The organism is Halomonas salinarum, assembly GCF_012062845.1.
Classification (GTDB): domain Bacteria; phylum Pseudomonadota; class Gammaproteobacteria; order Pseudomonadales; family Halomonadaceae; genus Onishia; species Onishia salinarum.
This window is the reverse complement of record NZ_WWNB01000027.1, coordinates 1-22,063: the sequence shown is the minus strand read 5'-3', so window position 1 is coordinate 22,063 and position 22,063 is coordinate 1. Positions and strand designations below refer to the sequence as shown.

Sequence of the window (22,063 nt, the reverse complement as noted above, 5' to 3'; positions counted from 1 at the left end):
AGATTACATAGCCCTAGTTGGTGCTCGAGTTAACATTGCCAATCAACAGTCCGACCACCAATGACATGGCGGCAGTATTGATTTCCAACGCTATGGCAGTGGCCAATCAGTCGAGCGTCTTCCTGTTGTCAGTTTCATCATGATTGCGGTCTCTGCCAGTTTCATAACCTTTTTTTTCAGACCAAACCATGGTCTGTGTAGTCTTCAGAACTATCGCTCGAGCGGCTATGCGAGTGTCGGCCTGTCGTTGAGCCGTTTGGTTAGAGCTGTCGGCGATTAAGTTGATTCTCCTTTGCTGGCCAGTTTTAAATTGACAGAGTAATAGATATGCTCGATAAGGACTCGTCGGACTCGCGATATTTCCCGAGACGGCAGTTGCGCTTTAACTGCGATATTCGTCACAAGCAGATGTAAAATGACTTGGAGGAGACCTGTATGTCCGGAGATGTTATCACTATCTGTTGTTTTTTTGCGGTCTCTCCAGTTAGGTTTATCGCCGATAGATAGGCGTTAAAACAGTCTTTGAATGTATATGCCTTGGTTGAGAATTTAGTGTCGAACGTTTCTAAACTATCAAAGTTAAAAAGCTCCGATATTGCTATGGGGTATGCTCGCCTCTTTAATTTAATGCTGAGAGGTATGACGCTGGTCAGCAAGTTTCTCCTTATTTTCTTCTTGGCCAGGTTTCTTGAGCCGGCTGAGCTTGGCCTGTATGGATTGATAGTTGTAACCATTAGCTATGCGCTTTATCTTCTCGGCCTGGATTTTTATATTTTCAGCACTCGTGAGGTGATCAAAAGGAATCGCAGTGAGTGGGGCGGGCTGCTCAAGGATCAAGGGGCGATTACTTTGATTCTTTATGCGGTTTTTATGCCGCCTTTGCTTTTGATTTTTAGTGCCGAAATATTGCCATGGGCAATCGTTGGTTGGTTCTTTGCTTTGCTCATTTTGGAGCATGTGAATCAAGAGCTGATGCGATTGTTGGTCGCTATATCTAAACCGCTATTGGCTAGCCTTGTGCTGTTTTTGCGTTCGGGTAGCTGGGCTCTCGTGGTTACGACTCTCATGTTTATTAGGCCTGAAATGCGCAGCTTGGATAATGTGCTTACTGCTTGGACCTTGGGAGGATTGTCAGCTAGTTTCCTTGCAGTCGTAAGTTTGTACCGGTTGAACATCGGTGGTTGGCGCAAACAGGTTGACTGGTCGTGGATATGGAAAGGCGTGCGTGTTGCTTTGCCATTTCTAGTGGCTACTCTTGCTATTCGCGGCCTTTTCACTATTGATCGATATTGGCTTGAAGCTCTTTCTGGTATTGAAGTGCTAGGTGCTTATGTGCTCTTTATTGGTATTGGTAATGCCATGATGTCTTTTTTGGATGCTGGGGTATTTGCTTTTATATACCCCGGTATGATTGCTGCCTTTCAGCAAGACAGTTGTGAGGGCTATCGGAAAGGGTTAAGGAAGCTGTTATTTCAAACATTGATTCTTTCTATTGGTTTTGTGGTTGCAGCTCTTGTGATGATTGATCCTTTGCTGTCCTGGGTAGATAAGCCTGTCTTCCATGAGCAGCTTGGTATGTTTCCCTTGGTGTTGCTCGCCAGTCTTTTATACGCCTTGGGAATGGTTCCGCATTATGCGCTTTATGCGCAGGGGAAAGATCGCCCGATTATATTTAGTCATGTTGCTAGTCTTGTTGTATTTGTTATAGCCACTTGGCTCTTCTCAATGTATTGGTCGCAACTCGCCGTCCCGTTAGGGCTTTGTGTTGCTTTTTTCATGATTCTGCTCTGGAAGTCGATTGCCTTTTTAAGGTTGACTCCTACGCACTATCGTTCGCTACAATCCTGAGAGCATCAGGACCCACTCAAGGGAACTAATCAATGTTCGAAAACGCTTCCATCCTCATCACCGGTGGAACCGGTTCCTTCGGCCATACCTTCATTCCCATGCTGCTAGAAAGATATAACCCCAAGCGGGTGATTATCTTCTCTCGCGACGAGATGAAGCAGTGGGAAATGGCCAAGAAATTCCAAGGCGATTCTCGTGTGCGCTTTTTTATCGGCGACGTGCGCGACCGCGATCGCGTCTATCGTGCTTTGGATGGGGTCGACTATGTTGTGCATGCGGCGGCCACCAAGATCGTACCCACCGCGGAGTACAATCCTTTCGAGTGCGTCAAGACTAACGTCCAGGGCGCCATGAACCTGATCGATGCCTGCATCGACAAGGGCGTCAAGAAGGTCGTGGCATTGTCCACCGACAAGGCCAGTAGCCCGATCAATCTGTACGGCGCGACCAAGTTGACTTCGGACAAGCTGTTCGTATCAGGTAACTCCTACGCTGGCGGCCATGAGACACGCTTTGCGGTGGTGCGGTACGGTAACGTGATGGGCTCTCGCGGTTCGGTGATTCCGTTCTTCATGTCGATTCGTGATAAGGGCGTGCTACCGATCACGGACGATCGCATGACCCGGTTCATGATCTCGTTGGAGCAGGGTGTCGAGCTGGTCTGGCATGCCTTCGAAGACATGGAAGGTGGCGAGATTTACGTCAAGAAGATTCCTTCCATGAAGGTCACCGACTTGGCGCATGTCATCGCGCCGGAGGCCAAGCAGGAAGTCGTCGGTATTCGTCCCGGCGAGAAGCTGCATGAGCAGATGATCGGTGCCGAGGACGCCTATTACACCTACGAGTACCCCGAGCATTTCAAGATCCTGCCGGCCATCAATAGCTGGGACCTGGACGCCAATCGTATCAAGGATGGCAAAAAGGTGCCGGAGGGGTTTATCTATTCCAGCGACAACAACCGCGAGTGGATGAGCGAAGACGCGCTCAAGGCCTGGATAGACGCCAACTGGAACAAGATCGGAGCTATCTGAATGATTCCTTATGGTCGTCAGGACATCCAGCAGGGCGATATCGATGCCGTGCTGGCCGTCTTGCAGTCAGATTTCCTGACGCAGGGCCCTATGGTGCCGCGCTTCGAGCAGGCTGTGGCCGACAAGGTGGTGGCTCGCCACGCCCTCGCCATGAACAGCGCGACATCGGCCCTGCATGTTGCCTGTCTAGCGCTGGGCTTAGGGCAGGGCGACTGGCTCTGGACCACCCCGGTCACCTTTGTGGCCTCCGCCAATTGCGGTGTGTATTGCGGGGCTCAGGTCGACTTCGTGGACATCGATCCGCGTACCTATAATCTCTGCCCCAAGGCGCTAGAAGCCAAGCTCGAGCTGGCCGAGCAGGCAGGACGCCTGCCCAAGGTGGTGGTCGCTGTGCACCTCTGCGGCCAGCCCTGTGATATGCAGGCGATCCATGCCCTTGGCCAGCGCTATGGCTTTCACATCATCGAGGATGCGTCGCACGCCATCGGTGGTCAGTACCAGGGTGAGTACATTGGTAGCGGTCGCTACAGCGATATCACCGTGTTTAGCTTCCACCCGGTGAAGATCATCACGACCGCCGAAGGCGGCATGGCGCTGACTAACGACGACGAACTGGCCAGCCGCATGAACCTGCTGCGAAGTCATGGTGTGACTCGTGATCCCGAGCTTATGACCCGCGAAGCCGATGGCCCTTGGTACTACCAGCAAGTCGCCTTGGGCTTCAACTACCGCATGACTGAGTTGCAGGCCGCCTTGGGAGTGTCACAGATTGAGCGATTAGATGACTATGTGGCTCGACGCAACGCACTCGCCGCTCGCTATGATGATCTCCTGGCCGGGCTGCCCGTGACGACGCCCTGGCAGCATCCCGACAGCTATTCCGGTCGTCATCTTTACGTGATTCGCCTCGAGCTTGACCAGATTAGTGCGACGCATCGCCAGGTCTTCGAGGCGCTTCGCGAGCAGGGTATCGGTGTTAACCTGCATTATATCCCCGTGCACACCCAGCCGTATTATCAGCAATTGGGCTTCCGGCTGGGCGACTTTCCTGAAGCCGAGCGCTATTACGCACAGGCGATTAGTCTGCCGATGTTTCCGTCCATGAACAAAATGCAGCAAATAGAAGTGGTAGAAGCATTGCGTACGGCAGTTAAGTCTTTATGAGCAGTATTATCATTCTCCAGGCACGTACCAGCTCATCCCGTCTACCGGGCAAGGTGCTACTTCCGGTCTGTGGTGTACCGCTTGCTGTGCTGGCAGCCCAGCGCGCAGCTAATACTGGCCGTAGGGTGATTGTTGCTACCTCGACGGAAGGCAGCGATGACGTTCTCGTAGATACGTTAGAGCGTTTTGACATTCCGTGCTATCGAGGAAGTTTGAAGCGTGTCCTTGATCGTGTGCTGGCAGCCACCAGTAACTTCTCTGAGAGCAGTGTTTTCATCCGCTTGACAGCCGATAATGTGTTTCCAGACGGCAATTTAATTGATGAAATGGTAGCTGAATTCCTATCTCAGGAGTTGAATTACCTCTGCTGCAATGGCCTTGAATCAGGTCTGCCATATGGAATGAGTGTCGAAGTGACACGCCTTGGACACTTGCGTGAAGCTGCACGCTGCACCGAGGATCCTGCCGATCAGGAACATGTGACCCCTTATGTCATCAGGCAATACGGGGTTACCAATTTCAAGCGTTATCAGCATTTGAATAAAGGGCATTACCGCTGCACTGTCGATAACTTTGATGATTACCTGAATATTGGTCGGGTCTTCAAAAGCGTCAACGACCCTGTAGCCGTCAGCAGCTTTGATCTTATTGATCGTTTGGATGATGGTATCTTCCAACCCACTGTATCGTCCCCGGTATTGGATATGGTGCTAGGAGCGGCCCAGCTGGGCATGGATTACGGCATTGCCAATCACCAGGGGGCTCCTGATCAGGCACAAGCCGCGAGCATTCTGAAAACGGCCATCGCTAACGGAGTGGGCTTTATTGATACGGCACGGGCATATGGCAATAGCGAAGCCGTGATAGGTCGTTCCCTTTCCGGGGGGTGGAGTGGTCGTGCCAGAATAATCACCAAACTGTCTCCGCTGACACATTGCTCCTCTGAACCTGCAGAGGAAGAATTGAAAGCGCAAGTGGATACCAGTATCTTAAAATCGTGCATGTCCCTTGGCGTGTCATCGCTGGATATCCTCATGTTGCACAGGGCCAACCATTTAACAATGTGGGATGGTCTCGTTTGGCAGCACCTTCTACAGATTCAGGAAGAAGGCATGATTGGGGATTTGGGGGTGTCGGTACAGACACCCGAAGAGCTGATGGATGCACTTCAGAAACCGTCTGTGATGTATCTGCAGTTGCCTTTCAATATCCTAGATACCCGCTGGGAGGATGCAATTGTAGAGATTATCCAAGTAAAAGAAAGGCGGGCTTTGACAGTTCATGTGCGAAGCAGTCTACTGCAAGGGCTGCTGGTCAGCAGAGAGCGTAAACACTGGCAAAGGGCTGGAGTCAATCACCCCGAAGAACTTTGGAAGTGGCTGGATGAAACAATTGTCCGCAGCGGTTGCAATAATGTAGTGGATCTCTGTATTCGTTACGTCCGTTCTCTACCTTGGGTCGATGGCGTTGTGGTGGGGATGGAATCTCTGGAGCAATTCCAGAGTAACATTGAGTCCTTTGACCAAGCTTTACTTGACGCTAAAGTTATTTCGGAGATTGACGCATCAAGACCCGATCTCGATAGTAAAACACTGGACCCGGCTCAGTGGAGCAAGGAATAATCATGTCTCAGGTGTTCGCTTCATTCAGTCTTGCAGGTAAAACCGCTCTTCTGACCGGTGCAACTGGCTATCTTGGAGAACAGATGGCCATGGCACTAGCCAGTGCCGGCGCCCGGGTTCTAGTGAACAGCCGTTCTAGGCAACGCGCCGATTTGTTGGTAGAGCGCCTTAAAGATAACCGGTATACGGCCGAGCCGCTCGTATTTGATGTCACTGACCCTGGAGCGGTCAATGAAATCATGGACGTTTTGCAAGGGCAGGCTCTACACATATTGATTAACAATGCTTATGCAGGGCGGGGAGGCACAGTCGAAACGGCAAATACATGCCAGTATCAGGACAGTTACGAAATGGTTGTTTCTTCTGCTCATCGTATTCTTCAAGCCTGTTTGCCAGCATTACGAGAGGCTGTACGACAAGATGGCGACGCATCTGTTATCAACATTGCCTCCATGTACGGAATGGTCAGCCCGGATCCTCGTATGTACGACTCCCCTGCCAGCACCAATCCGCCTTTTTATGGTGCTGCTAAGGCAGCATTGATCCAGTGGAGCCGGTATGCTTCCTGTGAGTTAGGGAATGATGGCATTCGAGTGAACAGTATCTCGCCGGGACCTTTTCCTGCAGAAGGAGTAGAAGAGGCGAACCCTGGTTTTGTCGAAAAGCTGGCGAGCCGAGTTCCTCTTGGGCGAATCGGCCGTGCAGAAGAACTTCAGGGTCCGCTTCTTTTCCTTGCTTCTTCAGCATCCAGCTTTGTCACAGGAAGCAATCTGGTTGTTGATGGGGGGTGGACAGCGTGGTGAAAGTGGTCGCCTTTCGTGCTGACGCTTCACTCGAGATCGGCACCGGCCATGTCATGCGCTGCCTCACGCTTGCCGAGGCCCTCAAGGAACAGGGCGCGGAGTGCCACTTCTTGTGCCGTAAACACGCAGGGCATTTGATCGACGCCATCGAGGCCCGAGGTTTTCGCGCCCATCGTTTGCTAGTTGAGAGCCCGCACGGCACCACCGCCCGGACGGGGGACCTCCAACCGGATCATGCGCACTGGCTTGGCACGTCCTGGGAACACGATGCTGATGCCTGTGCTTTTCTAATAACGCAGTTGGCACCGGACTGGCTGGTAGTGGATCACTACGCGCTGGATGCTCGCTGGGAAGCCGCCGTATTGCCTGACCGTGCCCGCTTGCTGGTCATCGACGATCTGGCAGATCGCTCCCATCGTGCCGACCTGCTGCTCGATCAAAACTTGGGTCGTGAAGCAGAAGACTATGCTGGCTTAGTACCGATGGGTTGCCAGGTATTGGCGGGGCCACAGTTTGCCCTGTTGCGGCCGGAGTTTTCCGAGCGGCGTGAGAGCAGCCTGGCCCGCCGGCAACGGCACCCGACGGTCAAGCGGCTGCTGATCAGCCTTGGCGGTGTCGATAAGGACAATGCCACCGGCCAAGTACTCGACGCTCTGAACGCCTGCGACTTGCCCAGCGATCTCAAGATCACTGTCGTCATGGGCGCCACAGCGCCCTGGTTGGAGGAGGTCAAAGCCCGCGCCGTGGAACTGCCATGGCCCACCGAGGTGGTCGTCAACGTGTCGGATATGGCGCGGCGCATGGCTGAGGCGGATCTCGCGATCGGCGCCGCCGGCAGCACCTCCTGGGAGCGTTGTTGCCTAGGACTGCCCACGCTGATGCTGGTGTTGGCGGAGAATCAGCTGCTCATAGCCCAACGTCTGCACGAAGCCGGTGCGGCGCTCTCCCTTGGAAGCATTGATTCAAGTACTTGGAAATCCCAGTTGCAAGATTACATCGCAAGGGTCGTGCGCGAATCTGCATATCGACAAGCGCTTGCTTGCAATTCCGCTAATGTGACGAACGGTCTTGGTGTGTCGACGCTGGTTGGTTTGATGCTGGAGGGTAAAAGGTGGAAATAACGCTTCTTTGCACAGATGTCGATCACCCGGTAAATGATTGGTTGTTGAGGTGGAAAGACCAGCACCAAGGTAAACACGATATTGCTATCTGCCGTGATCGCCAAGATCTGTCTGGTGGCGATATCTTGTTTCTCGTGTCCTGTAGCCAGATCATTGATGCTAAGCATCGCGATAAATACCAGCACGTGCTGGTGCTACATGCCAGTGACTTGCCGAAAGGTCGTGGGTGGAGTCCGCATATCTGGGCGCTGCTCGAAGGAGCAAAGACCATAACGGTCAGTCTGCTGGATGCTGAGGATAGTGTTGATACAGGTGCGATCTGGGCCAAGCGCACCTTTGAAGTCCCTGCACATGCCCTGCACGATGAGATTCATGAGCGCTTATTCGAGACGGAACTGGCATTAATGGATGAGGCATTACTGCTAGTAGCTGAGGGCAAGCCCCCTGCTCCCCAGTCGTCCGAGGTGGAGCCGTCGTATTACCCAAAGCGCTCACCTGCGGATAGTGAAGTCGATCCAGCTCAACCGCTCAGTGAATTGTTCAACACCATCCGTGTGATGGACCCGGCCCGTTATCCCGCTTATTTTCAGCTTTATGGGCACATCTACACGATTGAAATGAAGAAGGTATCCTATAATGACGATTGACATCGACGGCCGTACCATCGGACCGGGGCATGCGCCGTACATCATCGCCGAGCTCTCCGCGAATCATAATGGCAACATCGAAACCGCCCTGCAGATCATCAAAGAAGCCAAGAAGGCCGGGGCTGACGCTATCAAGCTGCAGACGTATCGCCCGGATACCATCACTCTCGATAGTGATCTGCCTGATTTCCAGATTACGGAAGGTCTGTGGAAAGGGCGTACCCTTTACGAGCTCTATGAGTGGGCGCACACCCCATGGGAATGGCACCAAGCGCTGTTCGAGCATGCACGCAAGCTAGGTATCACCATTTTCAGTTCGCCCTTCGATACCACCGCCGTCGACTTGTTGGAAGAGCTCGGTGCGCCGGCCTACAAGATCGCGTCCTTCGAGGCCGTCGATCTAACACTCATTGAGTACGTGGCCAAGACTGGAAAGCCGATGATCATCTCCACCGGCATGGCCGATGCCGAGGAGATACAGGAAGCCATTGACGCGGCACAGGGTGCCGGCTGCAAACAATTGGCGATTCTGCATTGTGTGAGCGGCTACCCGGCACCTCCTGAAGACTACAATCTACGTACCATTCCTGACATGATTGAACGGTTTGGGCTGGTGACAGGGCTCTCGGATCACACCATCGATAACACGACAGCGATTACCAGCGTGGCGCTGGGCGCTAGCCTAATCGAAAAGCACTTCACCCTGGACCGTAACGGGGGTGGACCTGATGACAGCTTTTCGCTGGAGCCCGCCGACCTCGCCGCGCTTTGTCGTGACAGCAAGACCGCATGGCAGGCGCTAGGCCGGGTGGATTACGGCCGAAAATCCAGCGAGCAGGGTAATGCGCAATTTCGGCGCTCACTTTACTTCATTAAGGATCTTAAAGCCGGTGATGTTATCACTGAAGACGCGGTGAGGAGTGTAAGGCCGGGATATGGCTTGTCTCCAAAATTATGGAGTAAACTTGTAGGTAGAACTGCAGCCATAGATATTGATGCTAATACACCTACAGACTTCACATGTGTTAAAAAAGGTTGACCGTGCAGTTGATGGGGGGATTTCGAACCCGGTGTAATCAACCGATCAATCAATCACTTCACCGCCGCGATCGATGATTTATCGTACAGCACTTCCTGCGGTGTATGGGCATGACATATTAAGCTAATGATAGTTCATCTCATGATTAAGTTTTGTTCTTTCATGATGTTGAGTGATCAGCACATCAATGATCTATTCTTAAAAGTTTGTCAAATTGAAAATGTGTGCGGGGGCGGTCTCAATAACCAAGTGCAACACGTAACCCATCAGGTACGGTGTCGCCATGACCTACTGCTACCGCCATCTCACTGCTGAAGACCGAGCTACCATCATGATGATGCGAGCGACTCACTCGATCAGAGCTATCTCGTGTCATCTGGGCCGTGCCCCGAGTACTGTATCGCGTGAAATCGCTCGCCATACGGTTGACTCCATCAAAGGCCACGATGCCAGTCTCGCCGGCTACCGGGCCCGCCTAACGCGTCATCGGCCACGTCAGCGCCCCAAGCTGCATCCCGACGGCGAGTTGTTCGAACTCGTGGTCTATCTGCTGCGCAAGTACTGGTCACCGCAGCAAATAGCCCGCACACTGAAACGCATGTCTCCCAATGATTCACATCGATAAACCTCTCATGAGGCCATCTACAACGCGCTCTATATGATGCCCCGTGGCAGCCTCAAAAAAGAGCTCATCGCCTGTTTGCGGCAGGGCAACGGCAAGCGTCGGCCACGCAGCCGTGGCGCAGATCGACGCCAGCAGATTCCCGATCTGGTCAGTATCCACTTGCGACCGCCTGAGATCGAAGACCGCTTGATGCCTGGCCACTGGGAGGGAGACCTCATCATTGGCGCCAATAATCGCTCCGCGGTCGGTACATTAGTGGAGCGAACCACGCGGCTGGTGATCCTGGCGAGGGTGGATGGCACCACGGCTACGGCGGTGGCGGTTGGCTTCAGCGACAAGCTCAATGAAGTGCCTCGATCCCTGCGTCTGTCCATGACGTACGACCAAGGCAGGGAGATGGTTAAACATGCCGAGATCACCCAAAAGACCGGTACGGCCATCTACTTCGCAGACCCACATAGCCCATGGCAGCGGGGCTCGGATGAGAACACCAACGGGCTGTTACGGCAGTACCTGCCGAAAGGCACAGATCTTTCTGTTTACAGCCAAGAAGAGCTCGACGCGATCGCGGACTCACTAAACACGCGGCCGCGCAAGACACTGGACTGGCGCACGCCACTGGAAGTGTACGCCGAGGTGCTCAAGAAATCGGTCGCCGGTCCCGGCACCCTTCAATAGCGTTGCACTTGGAACTTGAGACCGCGGGGGTTGTCGATTTTATTAGCTGATAATGGATGTCATGACCAATAAGTTTATGGCACTAGGCAGAAGGCTCTTACGCCAAGTGCGAAGGAAACCGTAGAATGCTCACTTTATTCGTTAGCTCCGTTTGAGTCTTCATGAAAAATTCAATTTCTAATTATTTCATGAGCATTCTTGCATCGCGTGAAGCATGGATGTTGCAGTTGTCCACAGCAAGCCTTTCCAATATTTCCGATATATGATCAAAAACAGTCGATGTGTTTTCTATTGATGGGCGTTACCACAAAATACTGGATACTTAGGTGAGCATATTCATGTTTGTTTTTCTTGAGTATCTTTATACCGTGGTTTCTTCTAGTACAGTGGTACTTAGTAGTATCTCTCGGGGGAGTTACGGCCCAAAATTGGCACCTCACGACGATTAAGCATGCATTTTAAAATGAGAGCATGAAAAGTTAATTATCGAGGTCGAGTCGAATGACCTCTAGGGCGCCGATTAGTAATTTCTCACTTCTCGTGTTTGAACATGACTAGCAGGTATTTACGATTCAATGATCGATCATAGAAAGCGTCTTTGCAGCAGCAACGACATATAGTCACATCGAAAATATCAGACTGCTGGGGTGATTCGCTATCTTTTATACTGTGTCTAGATCGCGAACCAGTTCTTTGGTGACGTCATTGATTGGAAAAGTGATAACATGCTTATTGTTTTTTCGCCAGATAAGTGTTTTACAATCGTGGTTTTTCCCAGCGGTAGTGAGCTTTTTTTAGCTAATTCACTGAATGCTGTGAGATTTAAATAAAATAGATATTATTGGATAAATTAAGTTATAAAGATATGGTTTATATAATTTGTACCTCGGCATTTCATGTGTTTCTAGCGAAAGATATAGAGAGAAAATTAGATGATGTTCACGTGGTTTATATAAAGAAAAAGTCACGAATATCTTTTTTTAATTTTTTTAAAGGTGTTTATTACATAGTTAAATGTTTTTGTGATAGAGATGCTCAGGTAGTTGTTCCTCATGTTTTTAATCCATGGTTTTCAGTTTTTGTCAGCGTAGCCAGTAAGCGTTCATTCTTTGATGACGGGATAGCCTACTATTATGATGCAATAACCCCTAGGAATTTCTTAACTGAATTATATGTTTGGATTTCTAGAAGAGCTAATCCTCGTTTTAGTCGCGACGATTTGGGGGAAAAAACCTATGCTGAATATCTAATGACTAGTGAGTCAGTTTCTTTTTTTTGCATATATCCAGACCTCATAGTAGACGGTTGTTTCAACAAAGTCCCATTAGATCCTGAAGGTATGGCTCCAGATACTCCTGGTGCCGGTTCTTTGATTTATTTAGATTCTAGAAAAGAGATGGTGAGTTTTTTTAATCCAGGAAAAATTGTTTCGTTTTTAAGAAATGAGATGTTGAAAAATGGGAAAGAAATTGTATATTTTAAGCCTCACCCGAGCCAAAGGTCTCAAGTATCTTCTCTTTTAGAAGAGGAAAGTTGGGCAGTAGAGGTCAGTCAAGACTATGAAGAAATGTTGGTTGATATAAACGTTGAGGCCCTTTACTCTATTTATTCTTCTGCCACTATATCAACGTCTATCATTTATCCGAACGTTAAGTTGTGTTGTCTAACCACAGGAGAGATTGATAGTCGCGTAGGGGAGGTGAGAGCTTTATTTGAGCGCGAAATGGTGGAGTTTGTATACTTTGATGCTGATTAAGAAAGATGTTTTATGTGTTATAATACTCCCTTGGGTTGTTTTTCATTTATCTTTATTACTTCCCATAATATCTCCAGAGTACGAGCATGTTAATTTTGAGTATTCGTTATTTTTCTTTGTGCTTTTTTTTATATTTTATGCTTTTTTTATTTTTGGTCTGCAAGTTAAGTCTAAGAAAGCTATATGCTTGGAGGTCGACTCTGTTGTTAAGATATTTTTATTTATTTTAATTATAGCTTTGGTGTCAAGAGTCTTAGATAGATTTTTAATAAGGGCCCCCTCAAATTACTTTTCAATAAGCAGTTATAGAGTGTCAAGGGAAGCTGGTTCAAACATTTTCTCAATACTTTCAGTGATTCTTTTCCCTGTCGCAATATTTCTTTATAACAAAATAAGGACCGTTCCCGGGAAGATGTTGTCAGCAGTTAATGTCTTCTTCTTTTTCTCAATTTCATTTTTTTTATTTGATGTGGTGCTTTCGGGGTCTCGGGGGACTGCCCTAGTTGTGTTCGTTTCTCTATTTTTCGATAAAATAAATAAAAAAAATATCATATTCTTTGGCTCTGCTTTTGTAGTGGTTTCGGGAGTGTTTTTTATATTTCGATTTCAATCGCTGACGGAAGTCGAAAGTATATCCAAAACACTTCTTTACCTGAGTAGTGTCGGCTATTCGGATTTTGTTCCGGCTTCAGACTTTTTCATGAGTATGATGCAAGAGTCAGATTTTAGGCTTTTGTATTTTTCCGTTGTCCAGATAACGCAGTACATAGCTCATGGATTTTTTGAATTTGCTTATGTGTACAATACACAGCCAATAGTTCAGTTTGATCCATCTAGGCTTATTCCGCAGTTGAGTAAAATATCTAGCTTTAACTCTTATTTGGAAAGAGAGAATTTGTATTACACTTTGATGGGTACTCTATACATTTCATTCGGAGCTTTTTCAATTTTCGCCTCAGCTATTATAGGACTGGGGCTTGGTTTTTTGTATAAACGATCCGTGTTGATTTCTAAAAATGCTAAGGGTGTTGTTTTTCTATCCGTTTTTATGGCTCCGTTTGTTAATGGAGTTGGTGGGTATGATATTCATTTCTTCCTTTTGGCTATATATATCGTTTCCGTTGTGAGGTTGAAGAATAAATATGTTCAATAAAAATAAAGCTATCGTTCATGTGATCGAAGCTACTGCGACTGGCACCTTGTCAATGGCTGCAATGTTAGCTAATAGTCAAGCAAAACGTGGTTATGATGTCCATGTAATTTATTCGAGGCGCTTAGAAACTCCTTCTGATGTGGAAGGGTTTTTTAACCAAGGTATTAGTCTGGTGAACATAAAGATGCTTGGCTTGAAAGCGCAGTTGCTGAGTTTTTTTGAGATTAGAGAATATTTGAATAATGTCATGCCAGATGCTGTTTTTATGCACTCCTCTATTGCTGGGTTCATAGGACGAATCTCTACGATTTGGTTGCCGTATAAAGTTTATTATATTCCTCATTGCATTTCTTTCATGCGTATGGATATTAATCTACCTAAAAAAACACTGTTTATCTTGTTGGAGTGCATTGCTGCTGCAAAAAAATCCACATATATAGCTTGCTCAAGAAGCGAAAGGGAGGCTATTATGAAGTTTTTGCCATTTTGTGAGTGTTTAATAGTCGAAAATGCGGTCGATTTCAAAAGACCACCAGAAAAAGAGCCTGGACTAGGTGGTAAAAAAACCGTTGTTACAGTAGGGCAAATACGCACGCAAAAAGATCCTTTGAGGTATATAGAAATTATGGAGGCTGTAAAAAAGAGGGATCCGGAAGTTGATTTTATTTGGATAGGTGATGGAGATGAAGAACTGAAGGATAGACTAAAATCTTCAGGAGTTTTTGTCATGGGTTGGTTGTCTAAAGAGAAGGTTTGGGAATTTCTTTTCCAGGCAAGTGTCTATTTGTCAACCTCTAAGTGGGAAGGTATGCCTGTATCCTTAATTGAAGCATGTTATGCTAGGCTACCAATAGTTGCCTCGGAGTGTTCTGGGAATGTTGATGTTGTCGATCATGGGAGGACTGGTTTTATATATAATAATATAGAGGAGGCTGGGAGATATATTTCTAATGCTTTAGCTAAAGATGGTTTTTCGGAGAGGCAGGTGGAGCTCGCTTTCTTAGAGGCACGGGAAAGATTTAGCTCAGATAGATATGTGGACGAAATTAATAGGTTGTTTTGATATTTGTAAGGCTGGTCTAGCGTATCAAGCGACATTTTTATTTGAGATTAGAGTTCTTGATGATCTCGCATAATCAAAGCCATTGGTTCGGTGTTGTATCATAATTCAAGATGGGCTGGTGTGTGGTTGCTAGTGCAAAGCCATCCAAGTATTCCTAGTGTGAATCCAAAAATCCTATCCTTTGATAAGAGGTTTTGAACTGGTCTTATTTTAGTTTTATCTGCTCTTTTCATAAATCTTCTTTTGTCTTTGCTCGGTGAAAGTTCACGAGCCTATAGCTAAAGTCGCTAAACTATTTCTTTTGAATTATAATTTTAAGTTTATTAAATGTTTTTATTGATACGGTTTTGATCGGTATGGCGAATTTTAAAACGATGCGATGCCCCCCCTCAGGCTTGGTTCTTTTTATATTCTGACGAGGAGGCGTGACGCTGACAATGGTCTGCTCCTACCTTGGATGAGTTATCATCTGGTCTGATAGATGTGTCCCGCTTTGCGAGGATAAGCTTTTTTATTTGGAAAAGGCTTAGGCCGCCCTGTTTGAAATTAGCCGGGCACTAAGGAAATCGCTATTTTACAGTGGGTTATATGGATCTCGAAATAAACCTTTGGTGCCATGGCGGTCTCAAGTTCCAAGCGCAACGCTATTGAAGGGTGCTCGGACCGCCGACGGATTTCTTGAGCACCTCGGCGTAGACTTCCAGTGGGGTTCGCCAGTCCAGTGTCTGGCGAGGCCGTGTGTTCAGTGAGTCGGCGATCTCGTCGAGCTCTTCCTGACTGTAGACAGAGAGATCCGTGCCCTTTGGCAGATACTGCCGCAACAGCCCGTTGGTGTTCTCGTTCGAACCTCGCTGCCAGGGGCTATGCGGGTCAGCGAAGTAGATCGCCGTGCCGGTCTTCTGGGTGATTTCGGCATGTTTCACCATCTCTCTGCCTTGATCGTAGGTCATGGACAAGCGCAGCGATCGCGGCACCTCGTTTAGCTTGTCGCTGAAGCCAACGGCCGCTGCGGTGGCGGTGGTGCCATCCACTTTCGCCAGAATCACCAATCGCGTGGTGCGTTCCACCAGCGTACCGACGGCAGAGCGATTGTTGGCACCGATGATGAGATCGCCTTCCCAGTGGCCAGGCATCAAACGATCTTCGACTTCAGGCGGTCGCGCGTGGATGCTGACCAGATCGGGAATCTGGTTGCGCCGATCCGTGCCACGACTTCGTGGCCGGCGTTTGCCGTTGCCTTGTCGCAGGCAGGTGATGAGTTCCTTTTTGAGGCTGCCGCGGGGCATCACATAGAGCGCGTTGTAGATGGCCTCGTGCGAGACCTGTCGACGTGAATCGTTGGGAGACATGCGCTTCAGTGTGCGGGCTATCTGTTGCGGTGACCAGTACTTGCGCAGCAGATGGACCACGACTTCAAACAACTCCCCGTCGGGGTGCAGCTTGGGACGCCGACGGGGCCGATGGCGTGTCAGGCGAGCCCGGTAGCCTGCGAGGCTGGCATCGTAGCCATTGATGGAGTGGCGAGCGATTTCTCGCGACACGGTACTCGGTGCACGGCCCAGATGATGGGCGATAGCTCGGATCGAGTGAGTCGCTCTCATCATCATGATGGCGGCTCGGTCTTCAGCAGAAAGATGGCGATAGCAGTGGTTCATGGCAACACCGTACCTGATGGGTCACGTGTTGCACTTGGTCATTGAGACCGCCCATGTTCGCTTTTGCATAAAGCTGAATTTTCATGGCTCTTAGCAGAGTAAATTACTGTAACTTCCCTGCGAAGTTATCACTTTCCAGTGATGTCAGCAGGGGACAATTACTATGGGTTAATCCACCATCCGGGACCCTAAAACTAACGAAGGTGGCTTGATGCCGCTAGGGAACGACGCATGGAAATGACGATTGCTCGTGGCAAGGCACACAGCCTGTCGCATAATCGCTGGTTAATTAGCTTTACTGCACGATGCACCGATATCTTAATGACGCTATTTGCGGGGTATATCTCGTATGTTGTCTATATTGGGCAGTGGATGTTGCCTGACAACTATTTCTGGGGGCTAGCGATAGGTTCCTTGATGGTAGCTACTGTGATGCCGAACCTACATGTATACCGTACCTGGCGTGGTCGTGTGCTTAGCCCGCTGCTGCTCAAGTTGATGATAGGATATATCATCGTCGGGATGACCTGCTCGACCCTACTTTTTCTTCTAGACCTTAGTTCCGACTTCTCTCGACTGTGGGTGTTAAGCTGGTTCATTATGAGCTTTTTGGGTTCACTCATCGTCCGGATGGCGGCCTACCCTATCATCAATCGTGTTCGGCTTCACGGGGGTAATCGCCGGCATGTGGTGCTGATTGGCGATGAGCACTCCTGTGCCACCGCGGCCTCTCATTTACAGGCCGAGCGGACGGCCGGCTTCGATATCGCCGATATTTATCTCACTGAGTCAGGTAATGAGGGCGAACTGGAAGCCCATGGCCTCTCTGGCGTGCGTTACACGTCAGATCTCGTTCATTCTATTGATAGCGATGAGATTTGGATTTGCCTTCCGCTTTCCAGTGGCGATCAGGTTAAGGGTATCCTCAATGAGCTTGGAACCACCGCCGCTAATGTTCGCTTCATTCCTGACATGCGCGACTTTCGCTTAATCAACCATGATATTAGCAACGTAGCCAATCTCTACTTGCTTAATATGAGCTGTACGCCTATCTCTGGAGCAAATCGTTGGATAAAGGGAGTCGAGGATCGGGTGATCTCGGCGCTGATACTGATGTTGATCTCTCCTGTGATGGTGGCAGTGGCAACTGGCATTAAGCTTTCCTCGCCGGGTCCTGTATTCTATCGGCAGGAGCGTGTGAGTTGGAATGGTAAGCCATTCAACATGCTCAAATTTCGCTCGATGCCTGTGGGCTCAGAAAAGAACGGTGTACAGTGGGGTGGCGCGAAGGGCAAGACTACTAGTAAGTTTGGTTCATTTATACGCCGGACCAGCCTTGACGAACTGCCGCAATTTATCAATGTGCTGATGGGAGATATGTCGATTGTTGGTCCGAGACCTGAGCGCACGGTTTTTGTAGAACGCTTCAAACGCGAGATTCCAGGGTATATGCAAAAGCACCTGATGAAGGCCGGTATTACCGGCTGGGCACAGATCAATGGTTGGAGAGGCGACACTGATCTGGAGAAGCGAATTGAGTGCGACCTTTGGTATATCGAAAATTGGTCGGTGATGCTTGACCTGAAGATAATATTTCTCACGATCTTTAAGGGCTTTATCAACAAAAATGCCTACTGAAAGATTAGCTCTTCGCTGGCCATCTTGGGTTTTGGCAGTGGCGCTGCTTGCCTTTCTGATGGGGGCAATGATTCCTGGTTCTTTACGCTCAGCAATCGAATATCGCCTACATCTCCCGTTCGCTATTTCGCCAGTGGCGCATTTTGTTCTGAGTGCTGGCATGGCGACTGGGCTGCGAGCACTCCATCCGCGCTGGCCGGTGATCTTGGTTCTGGCTGTGGTGATCGGCATCGGATGCCTCGCGGAAGTGGTGCAGGCGTGGATACCCGGCCGTGACGCTAGTTTCGTAGATCTTGCAGCGGATCTAGGAGGAGCCGTATTGGGGCTCTGTGTCGTGGCATTAGCCATGCGTCTGTGCAATATCATCCGTCCTTAAGTATGTTACTTATTCAACGGGTTGACGTCCTGACTGAGCGGCTCACTCAATGGATTTCCACAGCTAGCGTCAATTCATCTGCTTCAACTCTATTAGTGTTATCGGCATGATCGGCCGGGCGCTTTAGAGGTGTTTTGTAATCTTTTGATATAAAGTGTGAGTACTGATTTAACGAACATCTTGAAAGTCAGTATTCCCGTTAGGAGAGAGGAACATGTCGATCCTGGTTACCGGCGGCGCGGGCTATATTGGTTCGCATGCCGTGGTCGAGTTATTACAAGCGGGTCATGAGGTGGTGGTGCTAGATAACCTCAGCAATGGCTCGCTTGAGGCGCTAAAGCGAGTTGAGGCTATTACCGGCAAAGTGGTGACGTTCGTCGAGGGTGATGTGCGCGACCGGGCTGTCCTCGACAGTCTGTTCGCCGAGCAGAGCATAGAGGCGGTGATCCACTTTGCCGGGTTGAAGGCTGTTGGCCAGAGCGTGACCGAGCCTCTGGCTTACTACGATAACAACGTCGGTGGCTCACTGGTGCTGTGCCAGGCAATGGCGGCGGCGGGCGTGTTCAAATTTGTGTTTAGCTCATCGGCTACCGTTTACGGGCCCGATGCGCCGGTGCCCTATGTTGAAGATATGCCCCGTGGGCGTACTTCCAACCCCTACGGCACCACCAAGGCGATGGTCGAGCAACTGTTAGGCGATCTATGCCGGGCAGACGAGCGCTGGTCCGTGGCCCTACTGCGTTACTTTAATCCCATTGGCGCACATCCCTCGGGGCTGATTGGCGAAGATCCGCAGGGCATCCCCAACAATCTGATGCCGTTCATTGCCCAAGTGGCCGTAGGGCGCCGGCTAGAACTGTCCATCTTTGGTAATGACTATCCCACCGAAGACGGTACATGCATACGTGATTACCTGCATGTGGTGGACTTGGCCGTGGGACATGTGCAGTCACTCTCGAGCCTCGCGACCCCTGGGGTGCACATTTACAATCTTGGCACCGGGCAGGGCTACTCGGTGCTCGAGATGGCGAGACCTTCGAGCGCGAGACCGGCCAGCAGGTGCCATATTGCTTCGCTCCTCGTCGTGATGGCGACCTGGCCGCGTTCTGGGCTGATGCCTCCAAGGCGGAGAAGGAACTTGGCTGGCGAGCCGGACTGGGCTTGAGTGACATGCTGCGCGATACCTGGCGTTGGCAGGAAAAGAATCCGCAAGGCTATCGTTCCACTGAGGTTAACTAGGCATCAGCATCACACCGCGCTAACGACTTCATGCTCGATACACGACCTACAGGCTTGTAGAAACAACGGACATGATTTTGAGCAACCTTATGGAAGTCACTCGATAACGTTGCCGAAAAGGTCTACACGCGGGATCTATTTGGCAGTGACTGATGCTACCGGGCGTTCCTCGTGCAGATACCGTGATCAGTAACATTTCATTCTTTTTATCAAGGACGACGTATCCATGACGCAGGTTCGCAAGGCAATCATTCCTGTCGCGGGGTTCGGTACCCGCCTGTTGCCGATTTCCAAGGCCATCCCCAAGGAAATGGTCCCGGTCGTGGATCGGCCCATCATCCAGCATGTAGTAGAAGAAGCTCTGGCTGCCGGCATTCAAGAGATCATCCTGGTCACTCGCACGGGCAAGGCCGCCATCGAGGATCATTTCGACACGCATTTCGAGCTGGAAGCCAGCCTCGAAAACAGCAACAAGCAGGCGATTCTCGACATGGTGCGCGAGATCGCGCCACCCGAGCTCAAGGTGACCTGCGTGCGCCAGGCTCAGGCGCGTGGCCTCGGCCATGCGGTGCATTGCGCTGCACACCTGCTGTCGGACGGTGAGCCCTTCGCCGTGTTGCTGCCGGATGTGCTGGTCAAGCCGATGCCGAATGACTCCCGCCATGACCTGACCCGGATGGCCGCCCACTGGCAAGCGTCTCAGGCTGCACAGATCATGGTGGAGGATGTGCCTGCTGCAGAGGTGGATCGCTACGGCATTGTGGATTGTGGTGGGAGCGAGCCTAGTTGCGGTGAGAGTCAGCCCATGTGTGGCGTGGTCGAGAAGCCCGCGGTGAATGAGGCACCATCACGACTATCGGTAATTGGACGCTATCTGCTGCCCTATCGAATCATGTCGTTGTTGGCCGACCAGCCGCCCGGCGCGGGCAACGAGATTCAGCTCACCGATGCCATCGCACGGCTGATGCGAGAAGGGGCAGGGGTAGAGGCTTACCGTATGTATGGTCGATCCTTCGATTGCGGCAACCTCAAGGGTTGGAACAAGGCCAATGCGACCCTGGCTCGCGAAGCCGGCTATCTGGAGTAGACCCTTGGATAACCACGAATTCACCGCACCGCTGCTGCAGGCGTTCAGCACGCTGACGCCGGATGCCGACAAGGCCGAACAGGCCGTGACCTTCGGCACCTCGGGACATCGTGGTCGGGCCACCCAAGGCTCGTTCAATCGCGCCCACATCCTGGCGATCACTCAGGCAGTGGTCGATGTGCGCCGTGAACAAGGCATCACTGGTCCCTTGCTGCTCGGTCGTGACAGCCATGCGCTCTCGCAGCCGGCCTGGCAGTGCGTGCTGCAGGTGCTGGTCGCCAACGAGGTGGCCGTCCACATCGAGCGTGATCATGCACTGACCGCGACGCCGCTGATCAGCCGGGCGATTATTGCCCATAACGCCTCGCCTGTTGCGGCCATGGCCGATGGACTGATCATCACGCCCTCACACAATCCGCCCGAGGACGGTGGCATCAAATATAACCCGCCTCATGGTGGGCCGGCCGAGGGTGAGCTCACTGGCCGCATTGAAGAATGTGCTAATGCCTATCTGCGTGCTTGTTTGGCGGGAGTGAGAGAGGTTCCGCTGGACGAGGCCCTAAGCACCGCCATGCCTGCGGATTTCCTGGGTGCCTATGTCGCAGAGCTTGAGCAGGCCGTCGACCTTGAGGCGATTGCGGTTGCAGGCCTCAAGCTTGCGGCCGACCCGATGGGCGGTACTGCACTCCCGGTATGGCAGGCCATTGCTAAACGTCACGGTCTTGCACTCACGGTAGTCAATACCGAACTGGATCCGGCCTTCGGCTTCATGCCCCCGGATCATGACGGTAAGATCCGCATGGACTGTTCTAGCCCGGCGGCCATGGCCAACCTGCTCGAACAGCGCCACGACTTTGATCTGGCGTTTGGCAACGACCCGGATGCGGATCGTCATGGCATTGTCGATGCCATGGGGCTGATGAACCCCAATCATTTCCTGGCCGTGGTGGTGGACTACCTACTGCAGCATCGGCCGGCCTGGGGGGCCGAACGGCGTATCGGCAAGACGCTGGTCTCTTCGTCGATGATCGACCGCGTGGTGGCATCTCATGGCCGCGAGCTGTATGAAGTGCCGGTCGGCTTCAAATGGTTCGTCGAAGGGCTACATGATGGTTGGTTGGCCTTTGGCGGCGAGGAAAGCGCCGGGGCGAGTTGCCTGACTCGGGAGGGCAAGCCCTGGTCCACCGACAAGGACGGCATCCTGCTGTGCCTGCGCTGGCCGCCGAGATCCTGGCGGTCACCGGCAAATCCCCCAGTGCTTACTATAGAGAACTGGTTGCGCGTCATGGCGAGCCGCATTACCGGCGTGTCGATACGCCGTGTACGCCTCAGCAGCAGGCAGCATTCAAGGCCCTGGCGGATGCACCGCCTGCCATCGAAACGCTGGCAGGCGGAACCTGTCAACCTGATTCGGACAGCTCGTTAAAAATTAATGTCGATTTCGTCGCGGTGTCGATTGCCACCGATAGTGTCGGGAAGTTCACCACGCTGTAGGGGGCCGGGTCGTCGTCATCGGGC

16 protein-coding genes and 2 pseudogenes are annotated in these 22,063 nt (G+C 51.0%); 17 read left to right on the top strand and 1 reads right to left on the bottom strand.

Translation table 11 applies throughout. The features are described 5' to 3' along the window. Positions 1 to 522 precede the first annotated feature (522 nt). The 12 genes and pseudogenes from HF027_RS14660 to HF027_RS14605 all read left to right on the top strand — a co-directional run bounded on the left by HF027_RS14660 (position 523) and on the right by HF027_RS14605 (position 14,550). Positions 523 to 1,848, top strand: a complete 1,326-nt coding sequence (locus HF027_RS14660; RefSeq protein ID WP_209316463.1) for a lipopolysaccharide biosynthesis protein — start codon at positions 523 to 525, stop codon at positions 1,846 to 1,848. A gap of 32 nt (positions 1,849 to 1,880) precedes the next feature. Then, a complete protein-coding gene (pseB, locus tag HF027_RS14655; protein WP_168016903.1) occupies positions 1,881 to 2,879 on the top strand; it encodes a UDP-N-acetylglucosamine 4,6-dehydratase (inverting) in 999 nt (332 codons plus the stop codon). Next, positions 2,880 to 4,043: a UDP-4-amino-4,6-dideoxy-N-acetyl-beta-L-altrosamine transaminase gene (gene pseC, locus HF027_RS14650; protein ID WP_168016901.1), complete on the top strand. Its 1,164-nt coding sequence runs from the start codon at positions 2,880 to 2,882 to the stop codon at positions 4,041 to 4,043. Then, positions 4,040 to 5,665, top strand: a complete 1,626-nt coding sequence (locus HF027_RS14645; protein ID WP_168016899.1) for an aldo/keto reductase — start codon at positions 4,040 to 4,042, stop codon at positions 5,663 to 5,665. The genes pseC and HF027_RS14645 overlap by 4 nt, the downstream gene beginning before the upstream one ends. A 2-nt stretch (positions 5,666 to 5,667) precedes the next feature. Then, complete coding sequence (locus HF027_RS14640) at positions 5,668 to 6,468, top strand: SDR family NAD(P)-dependent oxidoreductase (RefSeq protein ID WP_168016897.1); 801 nt, start codon at positions 5,668 to 5,670, stop codon at positions 6,466 to 6,468. Then, positions 6,465 to 7,589, top strand: coding sequence for a UDP-2,4-diacetamido-2,4,6-trideoxy-beta-L-altropyranose hydrolase (gene pseG, locus HF027_RS14635; RefSeq protein WP_209316462.1), 1,125 nt, complete (start codon positions 6,465 to 6,467; stop codon positions 7,587 to 7,589). The genes HF027_RS14640 and pseG overlap by 4 nt, the downstream gene beginning before the upstream one ends. Then, entirely contained in the window at positions 7,580 to 8,236 is a 657-nt protein-coding gene (locus HF027_RS14630; RefSeq protein ID WP_168016894.1) for a formyltransferase family protein, read from the top strand. Before pseG ends, HF027_RS14630 begins: the two co-directional genes overlap by 10 nt. Further along, positions 8,226 to 9,275 carry a pseudaminic acid synthase gene (gene pseI / locus HF027_RS14625; RefSeq protein WP_168016893.1) on the top strand — a complete coding sequence of 350 codons (1,050 nt, stop codon included), beginning with the start codon at positions 8,226 to 8,228 and terminating at the stop codon, positions 9,273 to 9,275. The genes HF027_RS14630 and pseI overlap by 11 nt, the downstream gene beginning before the upstream one ends. Positions 9,276 to 9,558: 283 nt before the next feature. After that, positions 9,559 to 10,578: pseudogene (locus HF027_RS14620) on the top strand (IS30 family transposase). 841 nt (positions 10,579 to 11,419) lie between these two features. Further along, complete coding sequence (locus HF027_RS14615; protein WP_168016892.1) at positions 11,420 to 12,334, top strand: hypothetical protein; 915 nt, start codon at positions 11,420 to 11,422, stop codon at positions 12,332 to 12,334. After that, positions 12,324 to 13,487, top strand: a complete 1,164-nt coding sequence (locus HF027_RS14610; RefSeq protein WP_168016891.1) for a hypothetical protein — start codon at positions 12,324 to 12,326, stop codon at positions 13,485 to 13,487. The genes HF027_RS14615 and HF027_RS14610 overlap by 11 nt, the downstream gene beginning before the upstream one ends. Beyond that, on the top strand, positions 13,477 to 14,550 hold the full coding sequence (locus HF027_RS14605) for a glycosyltransferase (RefSeq protein WP_168016890.1): 1,074 nt from the start codon (positions 13,477 to 13,479) through the stop codon (positions 14,548 to 14,550). Before HF027_RS14610 ends, HF027_RS14605 begins: the two co-directional genes overlap by 11 nt. A 644-nt stretch (positions 14,551 to 15,194) precedes the next feature. Here the strand turns inward: HF027_RS14605 and HF027_RS14600 are convergent. Beyond that, the gene (locus HF027_RS14600; RefSeq protein ID WP_168016889.1) at positions 15,195 to 16,205 is read right to left on the bottom strand and encodes an IS30 family transposase; all 1,011 of its coding nucleotides are present in this window, start codon (positions 16,203 to 16,205) and stop codon (positions 15,195 to 15,197) included. 231 nt (positions 16,206 to 16,436) lie between these two features. On the opposite strand from HF027_RS14600, the gene HF027_RS14595 reads away from it, so the two are divergent. From HF027_RS14595 to HF027_RS14575, 5 genes and pseudogenes are all read left to right on the top strand, one after another. After that, positions 16,437 to 17,843 carry an undecaprenyl-phosphate glucose phosphotransferase gene (locus HF027_RS14595; protein WP_168016888.1) on the top strand — a complete coding sequence of 469 codons (1,407 nt, stop codon included), beginning with the start codon at positions 16,437 to 16,439 and terminating at the stop codon, positions 17,841 to 17,843. After that, positions 17,833 to 18,219 carry a VanZ family protein gene (locus HF027_RS15900; RefSeq protein WP_425338678.1) on the top strand — a complete coding sequence of 129 codons (387 nt, stop codon included), beginning with the start codon at positions 17,833 to 17,835 and terminating at the stop codon, positions 18,217 to 18,219. The genes HF027_RS14595 and HF027_RS15900 overlap by 11 nt, the downstream gene beginning before the upstream one ends. A 214-nt stretch (positions 18,220 to 18,433) precedes the next feature. Beyond that, positions 18,434 to 19,458: pseudogene (gene galE, locus HF027_RS14585) on the top strand (UDP-glucose 4-epimerase GalE). A 226-nt stretch (positions 19,459 to 19,684) separates the two neighbouring features. Further along, a complete protein-coding gene (locus HF027_RS14580; RefSeq protein WP_168016886.1) occupies positions 19,685 to 20,545 on the top strand; it encodes a UTP--glucose-1-phosphate uridylyltransferase in 861 nt (286 codons plus the stop codon). 4 nt (positions 20,546 to 20,549) lie between these two features. After that, positions 20,550 to 21,971, top strand: a complete 1,422-nt coding sequence (locus tag HF027_RS14575) for a phosphohexomutase domain-containing protein (protein WP_342448749.1) — start codon at positions 20,550 to 20,552, stop codon at positions 21,969 to 21,971. The last annotated feature ends 92 nt before the right edge of the window (positions 21,972 to 22,063 follow it).